The sequence below is a fragment of the Micromonospora sp. MH99 genome (assembly GCF_021442385.1).
Lineage (GTDB): Bacteria > Actinomycetota > Actinomycetes > Mycobacteriales > Micromonosporaceae > Micromonospora.
The window spans coordinates 108,522-127,933 of record NZ_MUZA01000012.1 but is presented as its reverse complement, the minus strand read 5'-3'; the positions used below and the strand labels follow the sequence as shown (position 1 = coordinate 127,933).

At 69.9% G+C, this 19,412-nt stretch carries 19 protein-coding genes; 11 read left to right on the top strand and 8 right to left on the bottom strand.

Annotated elements, in window-relative coordinates; translation table 11 throughout:
* Window position 1: 1 nt before the first annotated feature.
* Both B0E54_RS09490 and B0E54_RS09485 read right to left on the bottom strand, forming a co-directional pair.
* A complete protein-coding gene (locus tag B0E54_RS09490; protein ID WP_234582944.1) occupies window positions 2–358 on the bottom strand; it encodes a YciI family protein in 357 nt (118 codons plus the stop codon).
* A 114-nt stretch (window positions 359–472) separates the two neighbouring features.
* The gene (locus B0E54_RS09485; protein WP_234582943.1) at window positions 473–1,231 is read right to left on the bottom strand and encodes an LLM class F420-dependent oxidoreductase; all 759 of its coding nucleotides are present in this window, start codon (window positions 1,229–1,231) and stop codon (window positions 473–475) included.
* Between the two features lie 235 nt (window positions 1,232–1,466).
* Between B0E54_RS09485 and B0E54_RS09480 the strand changes: the two genes are divergently transcribed.
* A complete protein-coding gene (locus tag B0E54_RS09480) occupies window positions 1,467–2,705 on the top strand; it encodes a cytochrome P450 (protein ID WP_234582942.1) in 1,239 nt (412 codons plus the stop codon).
* An 89-nt stretch (window positions 2,706–2,794) separates the two neighbouring features.
* Here B0E54_RS09480 and B0E54_RS09475 read toward each other — a convergent pair whose 3' ends face one another.
* The gene (locus tag B0E54_RS09475; protein WP_234582941.1) at window positions 2,795–3,535 is read right to left on the bottom strand and encodes an SDR family NAD(P)-dependent oxidoreductase; all 741 of its coding nucleotides are present in this window, start codon (window positions 3,533–3,535) and stop codon (window positions 2,795–2,797) included.
* A gap of 248 nt (window positions 3,536–3,783) precedes the next feature.
* On the opposite strand from B0E54_RS09475, the gene B0E54_RS09470 reads away from it, so the two are divergent.
* Window positions 3,784–4,965, top strand: coding sequence for an acyl-CoA dehydrogenase (locus tag B0E54_RS09470; RefSeq protein WP_234582939.1), 1,182 nt, complete (start codon window positions 3,784–3,786; stop codon window positions 4,963–4,965).
* 206 nt (window positions 4,966–5,171) lie between these two features.
* A complete protein-coding gene (locus B0E54_RS09465) occupies window positions 5,172–5,594 on the top strand; it encodes an SgcJ/EcaC family oxidoreductase (protein ID WP_234582937.1) in 423 nt (140 codons plus the stop codon).
* A gap of 174 nt (window positions 5,595–5,768) precedes the next feature.
* Here B0E54_RS09465 and B0E54_RS09460 read toward each other — a convergent pair whose 3' ends face one another.
* On the bottom strand, window positions 5,769–6,434 hold the full coding sequence (locus B0E54_RS09460) for a MerR family transcriptional regulator (RefSeq protein ID WP_234582936.1): 666 nt from the start codon (window positions 6,432–6,434) through the stop codon (window positions 5,769–5,771).
* Between the two features lie 913 nt (window positions 6,435–7,347).
* On the opposite strand from B0E54_RS09460, the gene B0E54_RS09455 reads away from it, so the two are divergent.
* The 4 genes from B0E54_RS09455 to B0E54_RS09440 all read left to right on the top strand — a co-directional run bounded on the left by B0E54_RS09455 (window position 7,348) and on the right by B0E54_RS09440 (window position 10,603).
* The gene (locus B0E54_RS09455) at window positions 7,348–8,157 is read left to right on the top strand and encodes a helix-turn-helix domain-containing protein (protein ID WP_234582935.1); all 810 of its coding nucleotides are present in this window, start codon (window positions 7,348–7,350) and stop codon (window positions 8,155–8,157) included.
* Window positions 8,158–8,284: 127 nt separating this feature from the next.
* Window positions 8,285–9,400 (top strand): carboxymuconolactone decarboxylase family protein, encoded by a 1,116-nt coding sequence (locus B0E54_RS09450; protein WP_234582934.1) that lies wholly within the window; start codon window positions 8,285–8,287, stop codon window positions 9,398–9,400.
* Window positions 9,401–9,509: 109 nt separating this feature from the next.
* Window positions 9,510–10,067 (top strand): hypothetical protein, encoded by a 558-nt coding sequence (locus B0E54_RS09445; RefSeq protein ID WP_234582933.1) that lies wholly within the window; start codon window positions 9,510–9,512, stop codon window positions 10,065–10,067.
* 2 nt (window positions 10,068–10,069) lie between these two features.
* Window positions 10,070–10,603 carry a copper resistance CopC family protein gene (locus tag B0E54_RS09440; RefSeq protein WP_234582932.1) on the top strand — a complete coding sequence of 178 codons (534 nt, stop codon included), beginning with the start codon at window positions 10,070–10,072 and terminating at the stop codon, window positions 10,601–10,603.
* Between the two features lie 69 nt (window positions 10,604–10,672).
* Here the strand turns inward: B0E54_RS09440 and B0E54_RS09435 are convergent, their stop codons facing one another.
* Complete coding sequence (locus B0E54_RS09435) at window positions 10,673–11,833, bottom strand: epoxide hydrolase family protein (RefSeq protein WP_234582931.1); 1,161 nt, start codon at window positions 11,831–11,833, stop codon at window positions 10,673–10,675.
* Between the two features lie 218 nt (window positions 11,834–12,051).
* Between B0E54_RS09435 and B0E54_RS09430 the strand changes: the two genes are divergently transcribed.
* From B0E54_RS09430 to B0E54_RS09415, 4 genes are all read left to right on the top strand, one after another.
* Complete coding sequence (locus tag B0E54_RS09430; protein ID WP_234582930.1) at window positions 12,052–13,377, top strand: NAD(P)/FAD-dependent oxidoreductase; 1,326 nt, start codon at window positions 12,052–12,054, stop codon at window positions 13,375–13,377.
* Between the two features lie 129 nt (window positions 13,378–13,506).
* The gene (locus B0E54_RS09425; RefSeq protein ID WP_234582929.1) at window positions 13,507–14,316 is read left to right on the top strand and encodes a TIGR03084 family metal-binding protein; all 810 of its coding nucleotides are present in this window, start codon (window positions 13,507–13,509) and stop codon (window positions 14,314–14,316) included.
* Between the two features lie 195 nt (window positions 14,317–14,511).
* Window positions 14,512–15,495: a DUF1702 family protein gene (locus B0E54_RS09420; RefSeq protein WP_234582927.1), complete on the top strand. Its 984-nt coding sequence runs from the start codon at window positions 14,512–14,514 to the stop codon at window positions 15,493–15,495.
* A 33-nt stretch (window positions 15,496–15,528) separates the two neighbouring features.
* A complete protein-coding gene (locus B0E54_RS09415) occupies window positions 15,529–15,978 on the top strand; it encodes an SCP2 sterol-binding domain-containing protein (RefSeq protein WP_234582925.1) in 450 nt (149 codons plus the stop codon).
* A gap of 56 nt (window positions 15,979–16,034) precedes the next feature.
* Here B0E54_RS09415 and B0E54_RS09410 read toward each other — a convergent pair whose 3' ends face one another.
* From B0E54_RS09410 to B0E54_RS09400, 3 genes are read right to left on the bottom strand one after another with little or no spacing between them, the layout of a single operon-like run.
* Window positions 16,035–17,024: a carboxymuconolactone decarboxylase family protein gene (locus tag B0E54_RS09410; RefSeq protein ID WP_234582924.1), complete on the bottom strand. Its 990-nt coding sequence runs from the start codon at window positions 17,022–17,024 to the stop codon at window positions 16,035–16,037.
* Window positions 17,021–18,658, bottom strand: coding sequence for an FAD-dependent oxidoreductase (locus B0E54_RS09405; RefSeq protein ID WP_234582922.1), 1,638 nt, complete (start codon window positions 18,656–18,658; stop codon window positions 17,021–17,023). The genes B0E54_RS09410 and B0E54_RS09405 overlap by 4 nt, the downstream gene beginning before the upstream one ends.
* Window positions 18,655–19,224, bottom strand: coding sequence for a DUF5987 family protein (locus tag B0E54_RS09400; RefSeq protein ID WP_374109257.1), 570 nt, complete (start codon window positions 19,222–19,224; stop codon window positions 18,655–18,657). Before B0E54_RS09400 ends, B0E54_RS09405 begins: the two co-directional genes overlap by 4 nt.
* Window positions 19,225–19,412: the final 188 nt, after the last annotated feature.

The window sequence follows — 19,412 nt, the reverse complement described above, 5'->3', positions numbered from 1 at the left end:
GTCAGCCGTGGTCGACCACCGGGCGGATCTCCACACCACTGTGCGAAGCGTGCACCTCGGGTAGAAGCGTCGCCATCGACAGAACCTCGTCCAGGTCGGTCGCCTCGATCAGGTAGTAGCCGCCGAGTGCTTCCTTGGTCTCCAGGAACGGACCGTCGGTCGTCTGGATCTGACCTGCCGGGTCCGAGCGCAGCGTGGTGGCCGTGGCCGTCAGCTCCAGCTGCTGGCCGTCGATGATCTGCGTGCCGGCCTTGGCGGCGAACGCCTCGTGCGCCGCGTCGTGCGCCTTCCACTGCTCGTCGGTCATCGCGTCCCACTGCTGGGGGTCGCCGTAGATGAGGATCATGTACTTGGCCATATCTCAGGTCCTGTCGTGTGCCGGCCCCCACGGTGGTGGCCTCTACATTACGACGGGTCGCGCGGGCGGTAGATCGACAGCAGCGCCGAAAATCTGGGCCGCGCCTACCGGGGTTCAGTCCATCGCGTGTGCGAGCAGGCGGTCCAGGGGCTCGAGGTCGAACGGGGTGTCCAAGCCGAGGATGACGTGGGTGGCGCCGGCCTTGAGGTATGCGTCGACCTCGTCGACCTCAGCCGTCTCGATCATCGTGGTGCGCTCGATCTCGGCGGGGTCGCGGCCCTGCTCGGCGCACCAGCGGTCGAGGACGGCGCTCTTGTGGGCGAAGCGCTCGGCCGAACCGAAGTCGTTCCACATGTCCGCGTACCGGGCCACGATGCGCAGGGTCACCTTCTCGCCGCCGCCGCCGATCAGCAGCGGCACCCGTGCCGCCGTCGGGACCAGCGCCGCGAGGCGGGACCGCACGGTCCGCACGCCGTCCTCCAGCGCCCGCAGCCGCTCGCCGGCGCTGCCGAACCGGTAGCCGAACTCGGTGTAGTCCCGCTCGAACCAGCCGGCGCCCAGACCCAGGATCACGCGACCGTCGCTGATCTGGTCGACGGTGCCCGCCATGGCCGCGAGCAGGTCGGGGTTGCGGTAGCTGTTGCACGTCACGAGCGAGCCGAACCGGACGCGCCGGGTGTCGGCGGCGAGCGCGGCCAGCGTGGTCCAGCACTCGTAGTTCGCGCCGTCCGGGTCGCCGTAGAGCGGATAGAAGTGGTCCCAGGTCCAGACGGTGTCCACACCGAGCTCCTCCGCCGCACGCCAACCCTCGCGTAGCTGGGCCATCTCGCAGTGCTGCGGCTTGAAGAGCACCCCGACCTTGAATCGAGCCATGACCGTCTCCTCTGGATTTACGCGTTATCGAGTCGAGGATGCCCGCCACGACCCCGCAAAACCTCTTCAAAATTGCTGTTCCGACGCCATGAAGGCACACGCGGAGTGGATTTCCGCGCTCGGCAATTGAGAAGAAATATGGGGCCGGGGAGGTCATTAGGTTCAGCGGCAGATTCCGCTCTTCGCACCACCGGATTCCTGCCCGGTGCCGTGCACCGAACCATGGAGGCCCGCGATGGGTAAATGCCCGATCATGCTCGATCCTGAGGGACGTGACATTCATGCCGAGGCTGCCCGGATCCGCGCCGAGGGCCCGGTCACCCTCGTCGAGGTTCCCGGCGGCTACCGCGCCTGGTGCGTCACGACGTACGACATTGGCAAGAAGCTGCTCGCCGGTGACCAGCTCTCCAAGAACGCGAAGGAGGACTGGCCCCCGTTCGTGCGCGGCGAGGTGCCGCACGACTGGGAGCTGATCACCTGGGTGGCGATGGACAACCTGACCGTCCGGGACGGCGCCGACCACGACCGGCTGCGCAAGCTGGTGTCGCACGCCTTCACGCCGCGCGAGGTCGAGAAGGCCCGCCCCCGCGTCGAGTCGATCGTGCAGCGGCTGCTGGACGACATGGAGGCCAGCACCCGACCGGGTGAGACCGTCGACATCAAGGGCCAGTTCACGTACGCGCTGACCGCCACACTCATCTGCGACCTCTTCGGCGTGCCGGAGGAGGTGCGGGAGGAGGCGCTCAAGGGCACCAAGCAGAACAGCCTGACCAACCACACCGGCGAGATGGCGGCGGCGAACCTCGACCAGTGGCACGACGCCATGTCCAAGCTCGCCGCCCGCCGCCGTCAGGACCCGGGGGACGACCTCACCAGCGTCCTGATCGCCGCCACCGAGGACGGCGAGACGCTCTCCAACGAGGAGCTGATCGGGAGCCTGCACGTCCTGCTCGGCGCGGGCTCGGAGACGTTGAGCAACGTGCTGGCCCACTGCATCATCGACCTGAGCACCCACCGCGACCAGTTGGAGCTGATCCGCACCGGGCAGTACACCTGGATGGACGCCTTCGACGAGGCCGTCCGCAAGGACGCCGCCGTCGCCCAGCTGCCCTTCCGCTACGCGAAGGAGGACATCGACGTCGCCGGCGTCCACATCGCCAAGGGCGACCTGGTCCTGATCGCGTACGCCGGAATCGGCCGGGACCCGGCGCTGCACGGCGACACCGCCAACGACTTCGACATCACCCGGGCGGACAAGACGAACCTGTCCTTCGGGCACGGCGAGCACTACTGCCTGGGACGACCGCTGGCCACGATGCAGTCGATGGTGGCCCTGCCGGCCCTCTTCGAGCGCTTTCCCGACCTGACCCTGGCCGTGCCGCGCGAGGAACTGCCTCCGCAGGGCTCGTTCATCATGAACGGCTACGACCGGGTGCCGATGTACCTCACCGCCGCGGTCCCCGCGGTCGCCTGAGCCCGTGCCGACCGTCATGGCGGTGGCCACCACGATGGTGGCCACCGCCATGCGTACGTCTGGTGGCTCCGAAGCGGTCCCGCGCGGGCTCAGGGCAGTCGCGCCAGGCCGGCGCCGGTCAGCAGATGCACGGTGCCGGACGGGTCCGGGTCGCCGCCGAGCCGCAGGAAGGCCGCACCCGCCGCCTCCGGTGTCAGCACCGGACGCATGGGCTCGACGAACGTCTCGGGCGGGACGCCGGCGCGCTCGGCGTACGCGTCGACAGCCGCCCGACCGAGGCCGGTCTCCGGAGTGAGCTGCGGCAGCACCGTGTGGAACGTGATGCCCAGCCCGGCGCGCGTGGCCTCCTGGGCCGCGTAGTCGGCCAGGAAGCGTACTGTCGCCTTGCCTCCGGCGTAGCCGCCGCTGAGCACGGAGCCCTTCAGCGCGGCGCCGCTGCTGGTCACGATGACCCGGCTGCCGGGCGCCAGGGGCTGGCGCAACACCTGCCGCAGCCAGAGGAACGCGATGCGCACGTCGGTGTTCCAGGGGGTGGAGAACGTCTCCCAGGTCTGCTCCGCCAGCGGCCGTAGCTCGGGTGATGCGCCGGCCACCAGGGCGAGGACGTCCGGCGGGTTCCGGCGGAGCACGTCGAGACTGGCCGGGTCGGTGGCGTCCGCGTCGACGAGGCTCAGGGTGCCGTGCGCGTCGGCCAGGGCGGCAAGCGGTGCGGTGTCCCGCGACAGGGCGGTCACCGTCGCGCCCGCCGCCACGAACGCCTCGGTTACCCCGCGGCCGAGGCCACGACTTGCGCCGACCACGAGCACCTTCCGATCGGACCAGTAACTCATCTCGCCCACCATTCATGATGCCGTCGGTCAATTGGTCACCGTAAAGCTACGATCCTGGTCGAGCCCGATCTTCTTTCAGAATGCGCGGTTCCGCACGACGCTCTGATTTGTCTTTTCCGGCCGGCGCCCAGGGGTTAACGTGACTTCCTGAATTCCCGGCAACGACCTTCAGCGCTTCATGCAGCCGCCCATTTGCGCCATCCGCTTCCCGGCGGGGGCGCGATGGGGCCGTACCAGGAGGAGACCCCGTGCAGACAACCGAGACGTCACACCGAACCGATCTGACGAAGAGGGCGGCCGACATCGTCCCGGTGCTCCGGAAGAATTCGTTGTGGCAGGAGGAGAACCGCCGGCTCGCCGACGAGAGCGTCGAGGCGATGACGGCTGCCGGAATCTTCCGGATGCGTACCGCGGCGCGTTTCGGCGGGTACGAGGCGGACGCCCACACGCTGCTGGACGTCGGCATCGAGCTGGGCCGCGGCGACGGCGCCGCGGCGTTCGACGTCGCCGCCTGGTGGATCACGTCGTGGAACGTCGGCCTGTTCCCGGACGAGGTGCAGGACGAGATCTTCGCGGACCCGGACGCCCGGATCAGTGGGACGCTGGCGCTCAACGGCACCGGCGTCCCCAAGGACGGCGGCATCGTGGTCAACGGTGAGTGGGCGTTCAACAGTGGCGCCGCGCACAGCGGGTGGAAGCTGCTCTCCACCCTGCTCATCCCGTCCGACGGCGAGCCCGAGCCGGTGATGGCCGTGGTGCCGATGAGCGCGCTGCGCATCGTGGACGACTGGCACGTCTCCGCGCTGTCCGGCACCGGCAGCGTCCGGGCCGTCGCGGAGGACGTCTTCGTGCCCGGCGCCAACGTCATGCGCATCGCCGCGTTCACCGCCGGCGAGTACGCGTCCGAGCGCAACCGGGACCTGCCGATGTTCCAGTCGCCGCTGGTCGCAGCGGTAGCGGCGTCGACCTCCGGCAAGATGATCGGCATGGCTCGTGCCGCCCAGGAGCAGTTCTACGCCCGGATCAACGAGCGGCCCATCTCCAACACCAACTACGAGCGCCAGGCGGACGCGCCGATCACGCACCTGCAGGCGGCCGACGCCGCCCTCAAGATTGACGAAGCCGAGGGGCACGCGCGCAGGCTCGCCACGCTGGTGGACGAGCGCGGTCTGACCCGGGAGCCGTGGACGATCCGCGATCGCGCGTACGCCCGTGCCGTGGCCGGTCGTGTGCCGCAGCTGACCGCCGAGGCTGTCGACATCCTGGCCGGCGCCTGTGGCGCGTCGTCCATCTACACGAGCGAGCCGATCCAGCGGATCCGGCGCGACGTCCGCGCGGTCACCCTGCACGCCCTGCATCTGCCGACGACCACCATGGAGCTCTACGGCCGGGTGCTGTGCGGCCTGGAGCCCAACACGTTCTTCATCTGACCGGTCCACCAGATCGCGGATGTCCACCGATACGTCGGTGGGCATCCGCGCGCCTGTATCCGGGTGCTTCCGGCCTGGCCGCCGGCACTTCTCGGACGTTGCGCCCTGCCGACCCGGCGCACGCTGGAAGACGCCAGGACCGCGTGGAGCCGGCCACGATGGTCATCAGTTGCCATCAATGGACAACCGACGGAAGTGGGTAGCAGATGACCACCAACACGACGGCTCCGGTCCTGGACGGATCGGACCAGGCGGCGATCGGCGCGGTCTCGGCCCGGATGGTGAAGGCCTGGGCGGCACACGACGCCGACGCCTTTGCCGACCTGTTCGTCGAGGACGGCACGCTCATCCTGCCGGGCGTGTACGTCAAGGGCCGCGCGGCCATTCGCGACTACATGGCGGACGCCTACCAGGGCGTGTACGCCGGCACGACAGTCACCGGGAAGCCGATCGACCTCAAGCCCCTCGGGCCCGGCGCGGTCGCGCTGGTGACCGTCGGCGGGGTGATCGCGGCCGGTAGCACCGAACTGGCCGCTGCGGACGCCATCCGGGCCTCGTGGATCCTCGTCAAGCGGGACGACGACTGGGTCCTCTCGGTCTACCAGAACTGCCCGCGTGACCCAGCCTGAGTAGAGCCAGTTCCGAGGGCCGGCCAGATGGCCGGCCCTCACGCGTCAGCGGCGGCGGCACAGGCACAGTCACTGTGCTCTGCCGCGGCTGACCGCGTCGGGTGATCGGGCGGGCGCCGGCCCCCTCGCGGCCCGTCCCGGTCTGGTCGACCTGTGCGCCTCAGCTTCGGGGTGTCAGGAGCGCTCAACGTCGTCGGCCGTGCCCTGGTTGGCCGGCACGAGGCCGAATCGCCGGGACAGGTGATGCTGCTGCCCGAGCTGGCGCATCGCCGCGAACGCCTGGTGCAGCAGAACGTTGCGGGCGAGGGCCTCGATGCGCGCCGTGCGGTCGTTCTCGATCCGACTTACCTCGTGCCGGGCGAGCCGGTCAGCCGCCTCTCGGTAGACGTCGAGAAAGTCCGGATCGCAGTCGCAGCCCAGGCGCCGCATCGCGGCGAGCGCGAGGGTGAGGTGTGATCGGGCGGCGGCGTCCGGGTCGATTTCCCAGCCGGACGCCTCGATGATGCGATTCGCGTCGACCCGGGCGAGCTCGAGGCTCTCGTCCTCCTCGACGGCGGTGTCCTTGCCCGCCATCGACACCTGGTTGAGCACCTCGAACAGCTCGATCGACGACAGGTGCTCCTCCTCGGCGGCGATCAGGAGTCGTCGCACCGACGTGAGGTCCAGTTCACCGATGGAGGTGAATATCTTGATCAGCCGAAGGCGTCGCAGGTGATTCTTGTTGTAAAGTGCCTGGTTGCGCCCCGTGGGTTCGCCGGGTGGGAGCAGGCGCTCGCGCAGGTAGAACTTGATCGTCCCGACCGGCACCCCGGACTGCCGGCTCAGGTCAGATATTCGCATCGTGGCTCCCCGTGATCAACGTTTCAGGCCCATGGATCGCGACGCTCGGCGAGCTGTGGCTGCGCCGCGGAAATAACGCGGTCGTTGCGGCGTCGCTGCCGGCGGAGGTCGTCGTGGCTGTCCTGGGCTGGTGCGGACCGAGAAGCACGGGTGATCCGCTCCTTCCGAGCGTGGTGCCGGATGCGCAATCGAGATGGCTGATGGTTGCGCCGTCCGATAGGAGACTAGGAGACTCGGAGATACTTCGGCAACCCTAAATTGCCACACAAACACTGTTAGTAACCAAAGGCGGCCAGCCAATCACGTCCGTCACAGGCCGTGAACGGATGAGGGCGACCGCGTCCGCGAGCCACGCCCGTTGTCGCGGTTGACTGCACAAATAGAACTGTCCACCATGAAAGCCCTGCGTGAGACGGTAACTGAGGGTTCATCGGCATGCTGATCACGTTTCCGGCTTGTGTCGTCGGCGGGTATCGTCGGGGAAGTTGACCGATGGCGGCAGGGGCCGGGCCGGCCTGCTGGCAGTCGGCCAGCGTCCGTCACCGCCAGCTGCCGAAGACCGACCGCGTGCGCTGCGAGCAGTGCCAATGATGATCAGTTCCAGTCATCCGTCGGCGGATCGTGGCCGGCTGGGCAGGTCTGGACCGCCTCGGTCGCAGCGTGTGCATGTATCGGCGATAGACGCTATCTATATCTAGTAGCGCCAATATCTGCCGCTTCTTCACGATTGCGTCGCACGCTCACCCAGGGTTGATTGCCGACGTGCTGTCGGTTAGTGTTGCCATAAGTCGAGAGATCATCGGCGTCAATGACCGCACTGTTCCGGCTTTTATATTCAATTGTCAGGTAGGCGCGCAGATATCTGACTGCCACGAGTTGAATAGTTCAGCGGAACAGCACCTGGGGGAGTGTCATGAAAGACGTTTCTGAGCAAGCGGTGCTGCGCGCAGTCGCAGCGATGCACGACCGCATGGGTGAACAGTTAACTGTCGATGACATGGCTCGCGCCGCAATGTTCAGCAAATTCCACTTCACTCGCATCTTCCGGCGGGTGACCGGTGTGTCGCCGGCCCGCTTCCTCTCGGCGCTGCGCCTCCAGCGGGCGAAGGACCTGCTCATCACCACCTCGATGAACGTCGCCGACATCAGCGTCCGCGTGGGGTACAACAGCGTCGGTACGTTCAGTTGGCGGTTCAGCCGTAGCGTCGGTATGTCGCCCACTGCGTTCCGTCGACATGCCGGCTACACGCAGTCTATCCACCCGCACTTTGAGTGGCGCTCCGGGCGATCGCCGAGCGGCCAAGTGTCATGCCAGGTCCGTCTCGCCGAGGAGCATGACCATCCGCTTATTTTCGTCGGTCTGTTCAGTGGCCGTATTCCGGAGGGACGGCCGGCGCGGTGCGCCGTTCTGCAGCAACCCGGCTCGGTCCACTTCGACGCGGTTCCTCTGGGCTCCTGGTACCTGTTGGCGCAGGCGGTGTCCGCCGGTGCGGACGGTGCCGAGCAGCGCGCCGACGTGGCCGATCGTGCCGTGTCGGTGGCGACGTACGGTCCGATCACCGTCCGTGCCGACTCGAAGGTCACCGCGAACGTGGTGCTGCGGCGTAGCAGCGCACTGGATCCGCCGGTGCTGCTCGCCCTGCTCGACGCGCGCAAGTACGCGCTGAGTCAGACCCAGCACGGTGGTACCGCGGTGCGGGGCCGGGTGGGCGCGGCCGCCTGAGGGCGTCGCCCCTCGGGGCGGGAGGCCGCCAGGCCCGGCGGTGGATGCTCCGATGCGCGAGGCGCGCGGGCGCCGGCGGGCCGACAGACGGCGGGAACAATCGGCGAATCTGACGCGGGAGGTTCTGATGGTCGCGAGACGGGTTGCTTCCTCGGTCGCTCAGAAGCACGTCAGATTCCTCACCGTCGTGCCCGCCGCGACGGCGCGCGGACTCGTCGCGGCGGTGTATCGCCAGGTCGCCGAGGAATTCCAGATCGTGGTGCCGCCGGCGTTGTTGCACTCGCCGTCCGACGACGTCCTGGCGGCCTACTGGGCCCTCACCCGGGAGCCGCTGTTGCCGGCCGGCGCGGTGGACCGCGCGGTCAAGGAAGCGGTCGCGGCCACGGTCTCGGTGGCCAACACCTGTCCCTACTGTGCCGATCTGCACGTGGCGGGCCTTTTCGAACTCTCCGACGAGCGCGATGCCGAGGCGATCGCCGCGGACCGGCCGGACGAGATCGCCGACCTCCGCGTACGACGCGTCGTGGAGTGGGCGCGCGGCGCACACCGTGCCGACGGTCCGCCGCTGCCATCCGACGTGTCCGAAGTGGAGCGCGCGGAGCTGGTCGGGGTCGTGGTGGGCTTCCACTACCTGAGCCGCGTGGTCAACGTCTTCCTCGCCAACTCGCTGCTGCCGCAGGGTCTCGGCCCGCGCGCGCGGCGCCGGCTCAATCAGGGGCTCGGCCGGGTGCTCCGGCCCACCCTGCGAGGACAGCACGTCGCCGGCCGCGCCACCCGCCTGCTCGACGCCGCGCCGCCGACCTCGGACGTCAGCTGGGCCTCGGGCAGCCCGCGCATCGCAGACGCGGTGGCGCGCTCCTACCGGGTCTTCGAGGTCGCCGGGCAGCGCTCGCTCGACCCCGAGGTCCGCAGCCTCGTGCTGACCCGGCTCGACGAGTGGGCCGGGGAGGATGCCGGCCTCAGTACCCGCTGGTGCGAGGAGCTGATCGAGCCACTGACCGCACCGCAGCGGGCGGCAGCACGCCTCGCGCTGCTCACCGCGTTCGCCTCCTACCGGGTGGGCCCCGAAGTCGTCGAGGACTTCCGCCGCCATCACCCGGCGGACGCCACGCTTGTCGACGTGGCCGCCTGGGCCAGCTTCGCCGCAGCCCGTCGGATCGGTGTCCGGCAGAGCGCACACGAGGAGAAGAACGGCGGGCGTCCCCGGCGTGACAATGGCGCTGTCGTGCCTCACGAGTCGTGAAAGGCGCGGACGAAGAGCCAACGCCGGTGAGAACCAGTGTCGTTTCTCGTTGGCCCCGTGCTGCGGCGATGCGGCGCGTGAATCGAACCCCCCGGAATAGGAGAACCGAATGGCGGTCGCACCGGTTCGCACACTCAACCAGGCCCATCACCGGGCAGCGCTCGGCGGATTCCTTGTGATCACGCTCGCGCACTGGGCCGAGCACCTGGTGCAGGCGTACCAGATCTGGGTGCTCGGTTGGGCCCGTCCCCAGGCCCGCGGCGTGCTCGGGCAGTTCCTCCCGTGGCTGGTGACCTCGGAATGGATGCACTACGGGTACGCGCTGGTCATGTTGGTCGGCCTGTTCCTGCTCCGCCCCGGCTTCGTCGGCCGGGCCCGGACCTGGTGGACTGTCGCCCTGGCGATCCAGTTCTGGCACCACATCGAGCACTTCCTGCTGCTGTTGCAGGCGCAGACGCACCACAACTTCTTCGGCGCGGCGGTGCCGACCAGCGTCCTGCAACTGATCTATCCGCGGGTCGAACTGCACCTGTTCTACAACTCGGTCGTGTTCCTGCCGATGATCATCGGAATGTATCTGCACCTGCGCCCGAACGATCGGGAACTGGAGCAGACGCACTGCAACTGCGTGCAGACGCAGGCGCACCCGAGCGTCGTAGCGGCCTGACGGTGTCCCGTCGGACCCGCCTGCTCATCGCCGCCGTGCTGGTCCTGCTGCCACTGGGTTGGCTCGTCGCGGTGACCTACCGCGCTCCGGCGGTACGCCTCATGGGCAGCTCGCCCGTTGACGCGCAGAGCCTGACGACGGCACCTGGCGAGGCACGACTGAACCTGTCGGCGGCCGCCGACCCCGCGCTGTCACACCTCTCGGTAGTCGACAGCGCGGGGCGGCGGGTGGACTCCGGTGCGGTGACAGCCGGGCCGGGCGACGTCCTGCGCGTGCCCGTCCGGATCCCGGCCAACGGCACCTACACGGTCGTCTACCACGTCATCGGCGTCGCCGGCGGGCAGACCAGCGGCGTCATCCGCTTCGCCGTCGGCACCCAGGCGTCCGGCGCCGCGCCCGCCGACATCCACGCGGCGCACGAGCACGGCGTCGACCCGCTCAGCGCGGTACTTCTTTTGCTCAATTTCGCCACTGTCGTCGTCCTGGCGGTCCTGCTCGTCCGCCGACCAGCGCCGCGCCGCGTACCTCCGCGGTAGCGCCGCCGTCGACGAGCCGCATGGCGAAGGCCCCGGATGCCGAGACATCCGGGGCCTTCGTCGTGCGGTTCAGCTCCGCAGGGTCGCCACGAACGAGCGCAGGTCACCGACCAGCAGGTCCGGCTGTTCCATGGCGGCGAAGTGTCCACCCCGCTCGAACTCGGTCCACTGGACGATGTTGGTAAAGCCCCGCTCGGCGAAGCGCCGGACGGGCTGCCCGGGGTCGCGGGGGAAGATCGCCACGCCCAGGGGCACCGGCAGGGGCGGCGGGGGCGGCGGGGGAGTCTTGGCGATGGGCAGCAGCTCGGCGTTGTCGTAGTAGAAGTGGGCCGACGACGCGCCGGCGCCGGTCAGCCAGTACAGCATCACGTTGGTGAGGATCCGGTCGCGGTCGATCGCCTCTTCGGGGGCCTTGGTCGAGTCGCTCCACTCGTGCAGCTTCTCGACGATCCAGGCGAGCTGGCCGACCGGCGAGTCGTTCAGGGCGTACGCCAGCGTCTGCGGCCGGGTGGCCTGGATCTTCATGTACCCGGACTGGTCGTCGATGTAGTTCATCAACAGCCCCAGCCGGCCCCCCTCGACCTCGGTCAGCCCGGCCAGGTCGGCGGGGTCGCCCGAGGGCGGCGTCGGCAGGAAGTTCACGTGCGCGCCGATGACGTGCTCGTGGTCGAGGCCCGCCAACACCAGGCTGATCCAGGCGCCGAAGTCGCCGCCCTGAACGACGTACCGCTCGTAGCCCAGGCCGGCCATCAGCTCCGCCCAGGCGGCGGCGACCCGCGGCATGGTCCAGCCCGGACCGCTGGGGGGCCCGGAGAACCCGAAGCCCGGAATGGTGGGAATGACCAGGTGGCAGGCGGTCGCGGGGTCGCCGCCGTGGGCGCGCGGATCGGTGAGCGGCCCGATGATGTCGGTGAACTCGGCGAAGGAACCGGGCCATCCGTGCGTGATGATCATGGGAGTGGCGTCCGGCTCGGGGGAGCGCACGTGCAGAAAGTGCACTGTGGTGCCGCCGACCTCGGTGGTGAACTGCGGGAAGGAGTTGAGTCGGGTCTCGGCGGCACGCCAGTCGTAGCCGGTTCGCCAGTACTCCACCAATTCGCGCAGGTAGGTCGCCGGCACGCCCCGGCTCCAGTCCTCGGCGGGCGAGTCGGCAGGCCAGCGCGTGTCGGCGAGACGGCGGCGCAGGTCGTCCACGTCGGCCTGCGGAATGTCGATCCGGAACGGTTTCATGCGGCAATCCTCACTCGATGAGGGAACGGAACGCTATTCCTCGCGACAAGGGACATCGCGGCGGCGTCCGCGGACCATGTTAGCGATGTGAAGGTACGCCGGAAAGGTTTGTGGAAACCCTTTCCGGACTGAGCATTCTGGAAGAAAAAATGACGCATCCGGTCGATACGATAACTGGAAAGAATTGATTCTTATCCCAATCCAGGAGGCTGACGATAATGGGCGTTCCGCCGATTGCGCATGCGGTGGTCCTCGGCGGCAGCGTCGCCGGATCACTGGCGGCCCGGGTCTTGTCCCCGGCCTGCGAGCGGGTCACCGTCGTTGACCGCGACGATCTCTTCGGGCCGGTGGAGCCCCGCCAGGCGGCGCCGCAGGGTCACCACATCCACGCTCTGCTCGCCCGCGGCCAGCAGATCCTGGATGAGCTGTTCCCGGGTTTCACCGACGAGCTGGTGGCCGGTGGGGTGCCGATCGGCGACTTCGGCACCAGTCTCAGCTGGTACTTCAACGGCCAGATGATCCGTAAGGCTGAGACCGGGCTGGTCTGTGTCGCGAGTGGACGGCCACTGCTCGAGTCGCGCGTACGCGCCCGGGTCCGGGCCCTGGGCAACGTGACCTATCGGGACCACACCGACATCGTGGGCCTGGTCGCGTCGCCAGACCGGCAGCGGATAGTCGGCGTCCGCGTGCAGGGGCGGGAGCCGGGCGCACCCGAGGAGGTCCTCGACGCGGATCTGGTCGTCGACACCACCGGGCGTGGCTCGCGGACGCCGCTCTGGCTGGAGGAGCTGGGCTACCAGCGGGTGCCGGAAGAGCGGGTCAAGATGGACCTGACATACACCACAATGGACTTTCACGGCCCGCTGTCGTTCGACCCGATCGGCGAGGACATCGCCCTGCTCCCGGTCGCCACCCCGGCGCAGCCGCGCGGCGCGATCTTCGCCCGGATGCCCGACCGGTACGCCATCTCGCTGACCGGCATCCTGGGCGACCGGCCGCCGACCGACCACGAGGGCTTCCTGTCCTATGTGCAGTCCCTGCCCGTACCGGAGATCTACAAGGCGGTCCGCGACGCCGAACCGATGGGACCGGCGGCCACTTTCCGGTTCCCGGCGAGCATCCGCCGACGCTACGAGCGGCTGGCGCGGACGCCGGACGGGCTGATCGTCCTCGGTGACGCCGCGTGCGTCTTCAACCCCGTCTACGGCCAGGGCATGACGGTGGCGGCGATGTCCGCCCGATTGCTCGGTGAACACGTGCTTTCCGGTCCGCCCGCGCCGCGGGCCTTCTTCCGCGACCTGTCCCGGCTCATCGACGCGCCCTGGGACATGTCAGCCGGAGCCGACCTCGGCTTCCCCGGTGTCGTGGGCCGACGGACGGCAAAGGTACGGATGGGCAATCTGTACATCCCCCGCCTGCAGGCGGCAGCGGCTCACGACGGCGTGCTGACGACTGCCTTCCTGCGCTCCGCCGGCCTGGTCGACCCGCCGCAGGCGCTCATGCGCCCCGCAATCATCTCCCGCGTGCTGCGCTCGCGGCGCTGACCCGCTTCCGCCATCGAGACCGCCATCGCCCTGCTGGGCGGACGCCGGCAGGTCGCCCCCGCCCAGCTCGCGACAGTTCCCCGGCACTGACCGAGCTATCCGGACGCCATCGAACCGAGAGGCAGAACCGTGACCGAACAGCAGTATCCCAAGGTGATCGCCGACCTGACGGCCGACGGCGAGGATCTCGACCGCCTGGTCAGCGACCTCGACGCGGCCGCGTGGGCGCTGCCGACCCCCGCGCCCGGCTGGACCGTCGCCCACCAGGTCGCCCACCTCGCGGCCACCTTCCGCATGGCCGGACTCGCGGCGGCCGACCCCGACCGGTTCGTCGCCATGACCGGGCGGCTGGGCGCCGACTTCAACGCCAACGTGACAGCGGCACTGTCCGGCTACCTCGCCGAGGAGCCCGCCGAGTTGTTGCGGCGGTGGCGTGAGGAGCGGGCGTGGGCCGAGAAGGCGCTGGGCGCTCTGCCGATGAACCAGCTCGTCCCGTGGTTGGTGCGTCCGCTGCCGGCGGCGGTGCTGGCCATGGCCGGGATGATGGAGCTCTTCGCCCACGGTCAGGACATCGCCGACGCCCTCGGCGTCCGGCGCACGTTCACCGACCGGATCGGGCAGATCGTGGGGTTCGCGGTCCGGACCTGGGACTTCGGTTACCAGGCGCGCGGGCTCGAAACCCCGGACGTCGAGTTCCGCTTCGAGATCACCGCACCGTCCGGCGCGCTGTGGGAGTTCGGCCCCGCGGAGTCGCCGGAGCGCGTCACCGGGCCCGCGGAGGACTTCTGCCTGCTGGTCACCCGCCGCCGGCACCGCGATGATCTCGCGGTACGTGCGCAGGGGGACATCGCCACGCACTGGTTGGAGATCGCCCAGGCCTATCGGGGCCCCGCCGGCCCCGGCCGGGAGCCGGGTCAGTTCGCGGATCGGGCCAACTGAGCTGAGCGTCGTCGCCGGGTGGACACACCCGGCGACGACGCCGGTCCCACCTCGGGCGTGCGGGACCACGTCGAAAGCCCAGCGCAGGGCCGGAAATCGACCGGGCACGCTCGGAGACGCGCGGCTCACCGAACCCGGTGAGGATGAAATCGCCGCGGTGACCGCCGCCGTGGCCCCGAACGAAGGGTGGCCGGTATGTCCAGAGTGTTGGGTTCGATGCGCCGGATGGTTCTCGCGCCGTCGCTAAAGCAGGTCTCCTTCGCCACGCTCGGCTTCCCGGTCACCACCTCCGCCACCACGGTCCACCTGGAGGCGATCCCGCAGGCGGTGGTCTGCGGCTTCGAGTGGGGGATCGAGGGTCCGAGCGTCGCCGAGCTGGAACGCCGGCTCGCTCTCGTCGACCCGGAACGTCGTGGCTTCGCCTACGAGGGCGCGACGATGGCCTACACAGTCCTCGACGCGACGGCAGGCGGTTCCCGTACCCGGGAGCTGCTGGAAGGGCCGGGACGCCCGCACTACTTCCTCGCCTGCATCGGTATCGGCTTCGCGATGGCCCGGCTGCCGCGCGTGTTGTGGCGCAAGGTGCTGCCGGACCTCACCGGGGTCCCGTACCACCCGACGATGAGCTGGCTGGCCGTCGACGGCTACGGCTTCGACAAGGCGTACTTCGACCAGGCCACCTGGATCACCGGGCAGCGACTGCCGCGGCCGTACCCGTGGCAGGGGCACGCCGACTACTTCGCGCGGGCGTTCGACCAGGGCGTCGGCCGGGCGCTGTGGTTCCGGCACGCGGCCGACCCGGCGGCGGTGGCCGTGACCGTCGACGGCTTCGCGGCCGCGCGCCGCGCGGACCTGTGGAGCGGTGTGGGACTGGCCGCGACGTTCGCCGGCGGATGCGACACCGCGGGCTTCGAGGCGTTGCGGTCGCTGGCCGGCGAGTACGGCCCGCACCTCGCCCAGGGCTCGGTCTTCGCGGCCAAGGCGCGGACGTGGGCGGGCTACTGCCCGGAGCACACCGACGCGGCGGCGCGAGCGCTGACCGGCCTGTCGTCGCAGGCCGCCGCCGAGCTGGCCGATGCCGCGGCGGTCGACGCCCCCGCCGACGGCCTGGCCTACGAAGAGTGGCGGCGGGTGATCCGGGAGCGGGTCATCCAGCCCGCCGGCGTCAGCGACAGCTAGGACCGCCGCGGACGACGACCAGAGGAGCCTTCGATGACCACCAACAACGCCGATCCGGCGGCGCTGGCGCCCCGTGATCTCGCCATCTTCGTCAAGAGCACCCCGATGCCGGACGTCCGCGCGCTGATGAGCGGGGAACGCCGGGACGCCCTGTTGCGGGAGGTGTTCCGGCGGATGCCTGACGTGTTCCGGGCCGACCGGGCCGCAGGTCTCGACGCCGTCATCCACTGGGTGATCGGTGACCGCCCCGACGGCGGTGTCGACCGCTACCAGCTGGAGATCGCGGACGGGGTGTGCCGGGTGTCGCCGGTCGCCGATCGCGAGCCGAAGCTGACGCTGACGATCGGCGGGGCCGACTTCCTGCTGGTGGTGACGGGCAACGCGCATCCGGTCGTGCTGACGATGAAGGGCCGACTGCGCACCCGGGGCGACCTCGCGCTGATCGCGAAGTTCCCCTCCCTGTTCGACGTGCCGAAGGTCTGACAGCGCACCGAGACAGGCCCGGCCGACATCCGGCCGGGCCTGTGATCGTGCGCCGGTCAGCCGACCGCCTCGTACGCGGTGGCCAGCACGTCGCCGTGCCGGCGTGCCGCGGTCAGGGCGGCCCAGGCCGCCAGGGCGAGCAACGCGACGTCGTCGTGGCCCTCGGCGCGTACCGCGGCAACCGCCGAGTCGGAAACCCGGTACGAGGCGAAGGCGGCGAGCATCGCCAGTCGTCCGGTCGCCCGGTCGGCGACGGAGAGCCCCGCCAGCCGCCTGTCGAGCCAGTCCGCCATGCCCGCCAGGTCGCCAGGGGCGGCGTCGTCGACGAGGCACTCGCGTACCAACTGCCGTACGGCAGGAGGCACCGCCCGCTGCCCGGCGTCCTCGATCACCGCCACCGCTCCGGTCATGGCGGCGGCGACGTGCGGCAGCCCCGCAGCCCACCGGAGGTCGTCCGGTAGGCGCCGAACGGTGCCGGCCGTGCCGGGCAGCAGCGGCAGGGACTGCCCGGCCACCGCCTCCCGACCGGCCAGCCGACCCATCAACCGTGCCGCGACGCTCCGGGCGCCACCGAGCAGGGGAGCGGGAACCGCCGCCAGCGGTGATTCCCGTAGGAAGACGTTCACCATACGGTTGAGGTAGTGAAAGTCGACGGCCACGCCGATCAGCTCCGGCGACAGGACCGTCGGCAGCGGCGGCGGCGAGGTGCCCCGGCGCCCGAGCCCGCGTACGGCTGCCTGGTGGACGTCAACGCAGTAGGGGCAGGCGTTGGCCGCCGACACCGCTGCCGCCACCGCCTCGCGCTCGCGACGGCTCGTCGTGCCCGAGACGAGCAGCGTCTCGCGCAGCATGCACCAGGCCGCGGCGAGCAGCCCCGGCGCGGGGGCGTGCAGGGCGATGGGCGGCGCGAGCAGGCCGAAGTCACGTTCGACCTGCTCGTACACCCGGCGGACCGGCACCGGCGCGGCCCCCGGAGGCACCGGGGAGACGTATCGCAGGTGCGCGAAGGTGCTCCGCCGGGCGAGCCCGGCGACCGTGAAACTCATGACCGCAGGTGGGCGACCGCACGCCGTCCGGCGGTCTCGCCGTCCGGCGACGGCGCACCGTAGGTCACCTCGACACCCCGTTCCCGCGCGGCCCGCACGATGCCCGGCATGGCGCGTTCGGCGAGGGCCGCGATCGTCGACGCCGGATTGACGGTCAGCGCGCCGGGCACCGCCGATCCGTCGGTCACGAAGATGCCCGGATGCCCCCGCAGCTCGTGGCGGTCGTCAAGCGCCGACGTCGCCGGGTCGTCGCCGATGCGGCACGAGGCCAGGGGATGCACGGTGTAGGCGCCCACCAGGTCGTTGGTCCACGGCATCACGCGGGAGAGCCCGTCGCGCTCAAGGATGTCCTTGACGTCGGCGTCGGCCAGGGACCACCCGCGCCGGGTGTTCGCCGTGGGCTGGTACCGCAATGGGCCGTGGCCCAGCATCTGCTGCGAGAAGCGGTGGGCGTTGCCGGTCTCCGGCGGCGGGCCGAAGACGCCCTCGTTGTCGTCCTCCGACATGGTGAAGATCGTCAGCCACGACTGCCAGCGGCGCAGCATCTCCTTCTTGTCCCGGCCGAACCAGCTGGGGCTCGCGTCGGGCACCTGCGCCAGGATCGTGCCCAGCGCCGGCGGGAAGTAGAGCTGTTCGAGGGAGTACCGCTCGTACTCGGGCAGGGTGCCGTCGAGCCGGTCCCAGCTGGCGACCGTCGGGCCCCGCCCGATCTGGTACGCCTCGTAGGCCCGTCCGTCCGGCCGCGACAGCTTCAGCACCTCGCGGACCCGGTCCTCGTCGAACACGGCAGTGTTGAGGCGCTCACCGTTGCCGGAGAAGTACCGCCCGACCGCCTGCGGCATCCGGCCCAGATGGGGCTCCGACCGTTGCAGGATCACCGGTGTGGCGCCCGCGCCGGCGGCGATCACGACGATCTTCGCGTCGATCGTCCCCTCGCCGTGCAGGATCCGGTAGTCCTCCTCGTCGACCACGCGATAGTGGACCCGGTAGCTGCCGTCGTCGTTACGGACCAGGTGCTGCACCTCGTGCAGCGGCCGGATCTCGGCGCCGTGCGCCAGGGCGGCCGGCAGGTAGTTGAGCAGCAGCGAGCGTTTGGCGTCGAAGCGGCAGCCGGCCATCATCCAGTTGCAGTTCGTGCACATGTCCACGTCGATGGCCGACGGCGCCGGGTTGGCGGTACGTCCGGCGTGGTGGCAGGCGGCGCCGAACAGGCCACCGGCGTACGGAACCCGGTCCCAGGTCTGCTGGGTGATCGGCAGTGCCTCGGCCACCCGGTCGTACCAGGGCTCCAGGGTGTCGCGGCTGATGGCGGCGGGCCACATGCGTCGCCCGATGCTGCCGTGGCGCTCGAAGACGAAACGTGGCGCCCGCGGCATCGTGGCGAAGTAGACGACGCTGCCGCCGCCCACGCAGTTGCCACCCAGCACGCTCATGCCGTCACCGATGACGAAGTCGAAGACCCGGGTGTACGACGATCCCAGCTTGAAGTCGTGCTCGAAATCGTCGGCCTTGAGCCACGGACCGCGCTCCAGGACCGTCACCCGGGCGCCGCCGGCGGCGAGGTGGTACGCGGCGATGGCGCCTCCGAAGCCGCTGCCGATGACCAGGACGTCGGTGGACTCGGTGGCCGTCATGCGGGGCTCCCCGTTGCGGTGGTGGACGGATGGGGGTTGGCGAGCTGCCGGCCGTACGAGAACGTGGGGAACCGCCAGAGCCCGTCCGAGTCGGGCGTCTCGTAGCCCATCGCGAGCAGGCCCGGATGCCCGGTGGCCAGCGCCTCCACGGTGTGCAGGTGTGGCGCGCTGTCGAAGGCCATGTTGCAGAAGAGCGCCAACCCCACCCACATCTGCTTGTCCGGGTGATCGGGGCTGGTCAGCTTCTCGATCAGCGCGGTCCGGGACTCGAACGGCAGGCCCACGAAGGGCGGCAGGTCCGGGTTCAGGTCGAGGCCCGTGGTGGCGGCGTGCTCCCGGGCGTACTCGTCGAGTTCCACGCAGATCGTGTCGAGCGCCGGTGCCAGCCCTCCGGCGGGGTCTTCGAGCAGTTCGATCGCGCCACCCGCGACGGCACCGCCGCCGACGTCGACGCCGGCGATCGCCGCATCGTCAGGGCCGCGCTTCTCACCCGGGATGATGGTGTCGGCAAATGCCTCCAGAATCATCGTACGCACCCGGTGTTCGGCCGCTTCGTCGGATTCCACGGCACGCTCCTTCGAGGAAGTCCGGATGTCAATTCCGGAGGTGTCGGTCGGATGCCAGTCATCGTGGTATCGGGCCGCCCCCGAGTCCATCTCCTGTGTTGCGCTAACCGCGCCGCAATGGTCATTCCCGCTGTCCACTATCCACTCGGTCGCCGGCAGATGGCTTTGACCTGCGGAAACCTGCCACC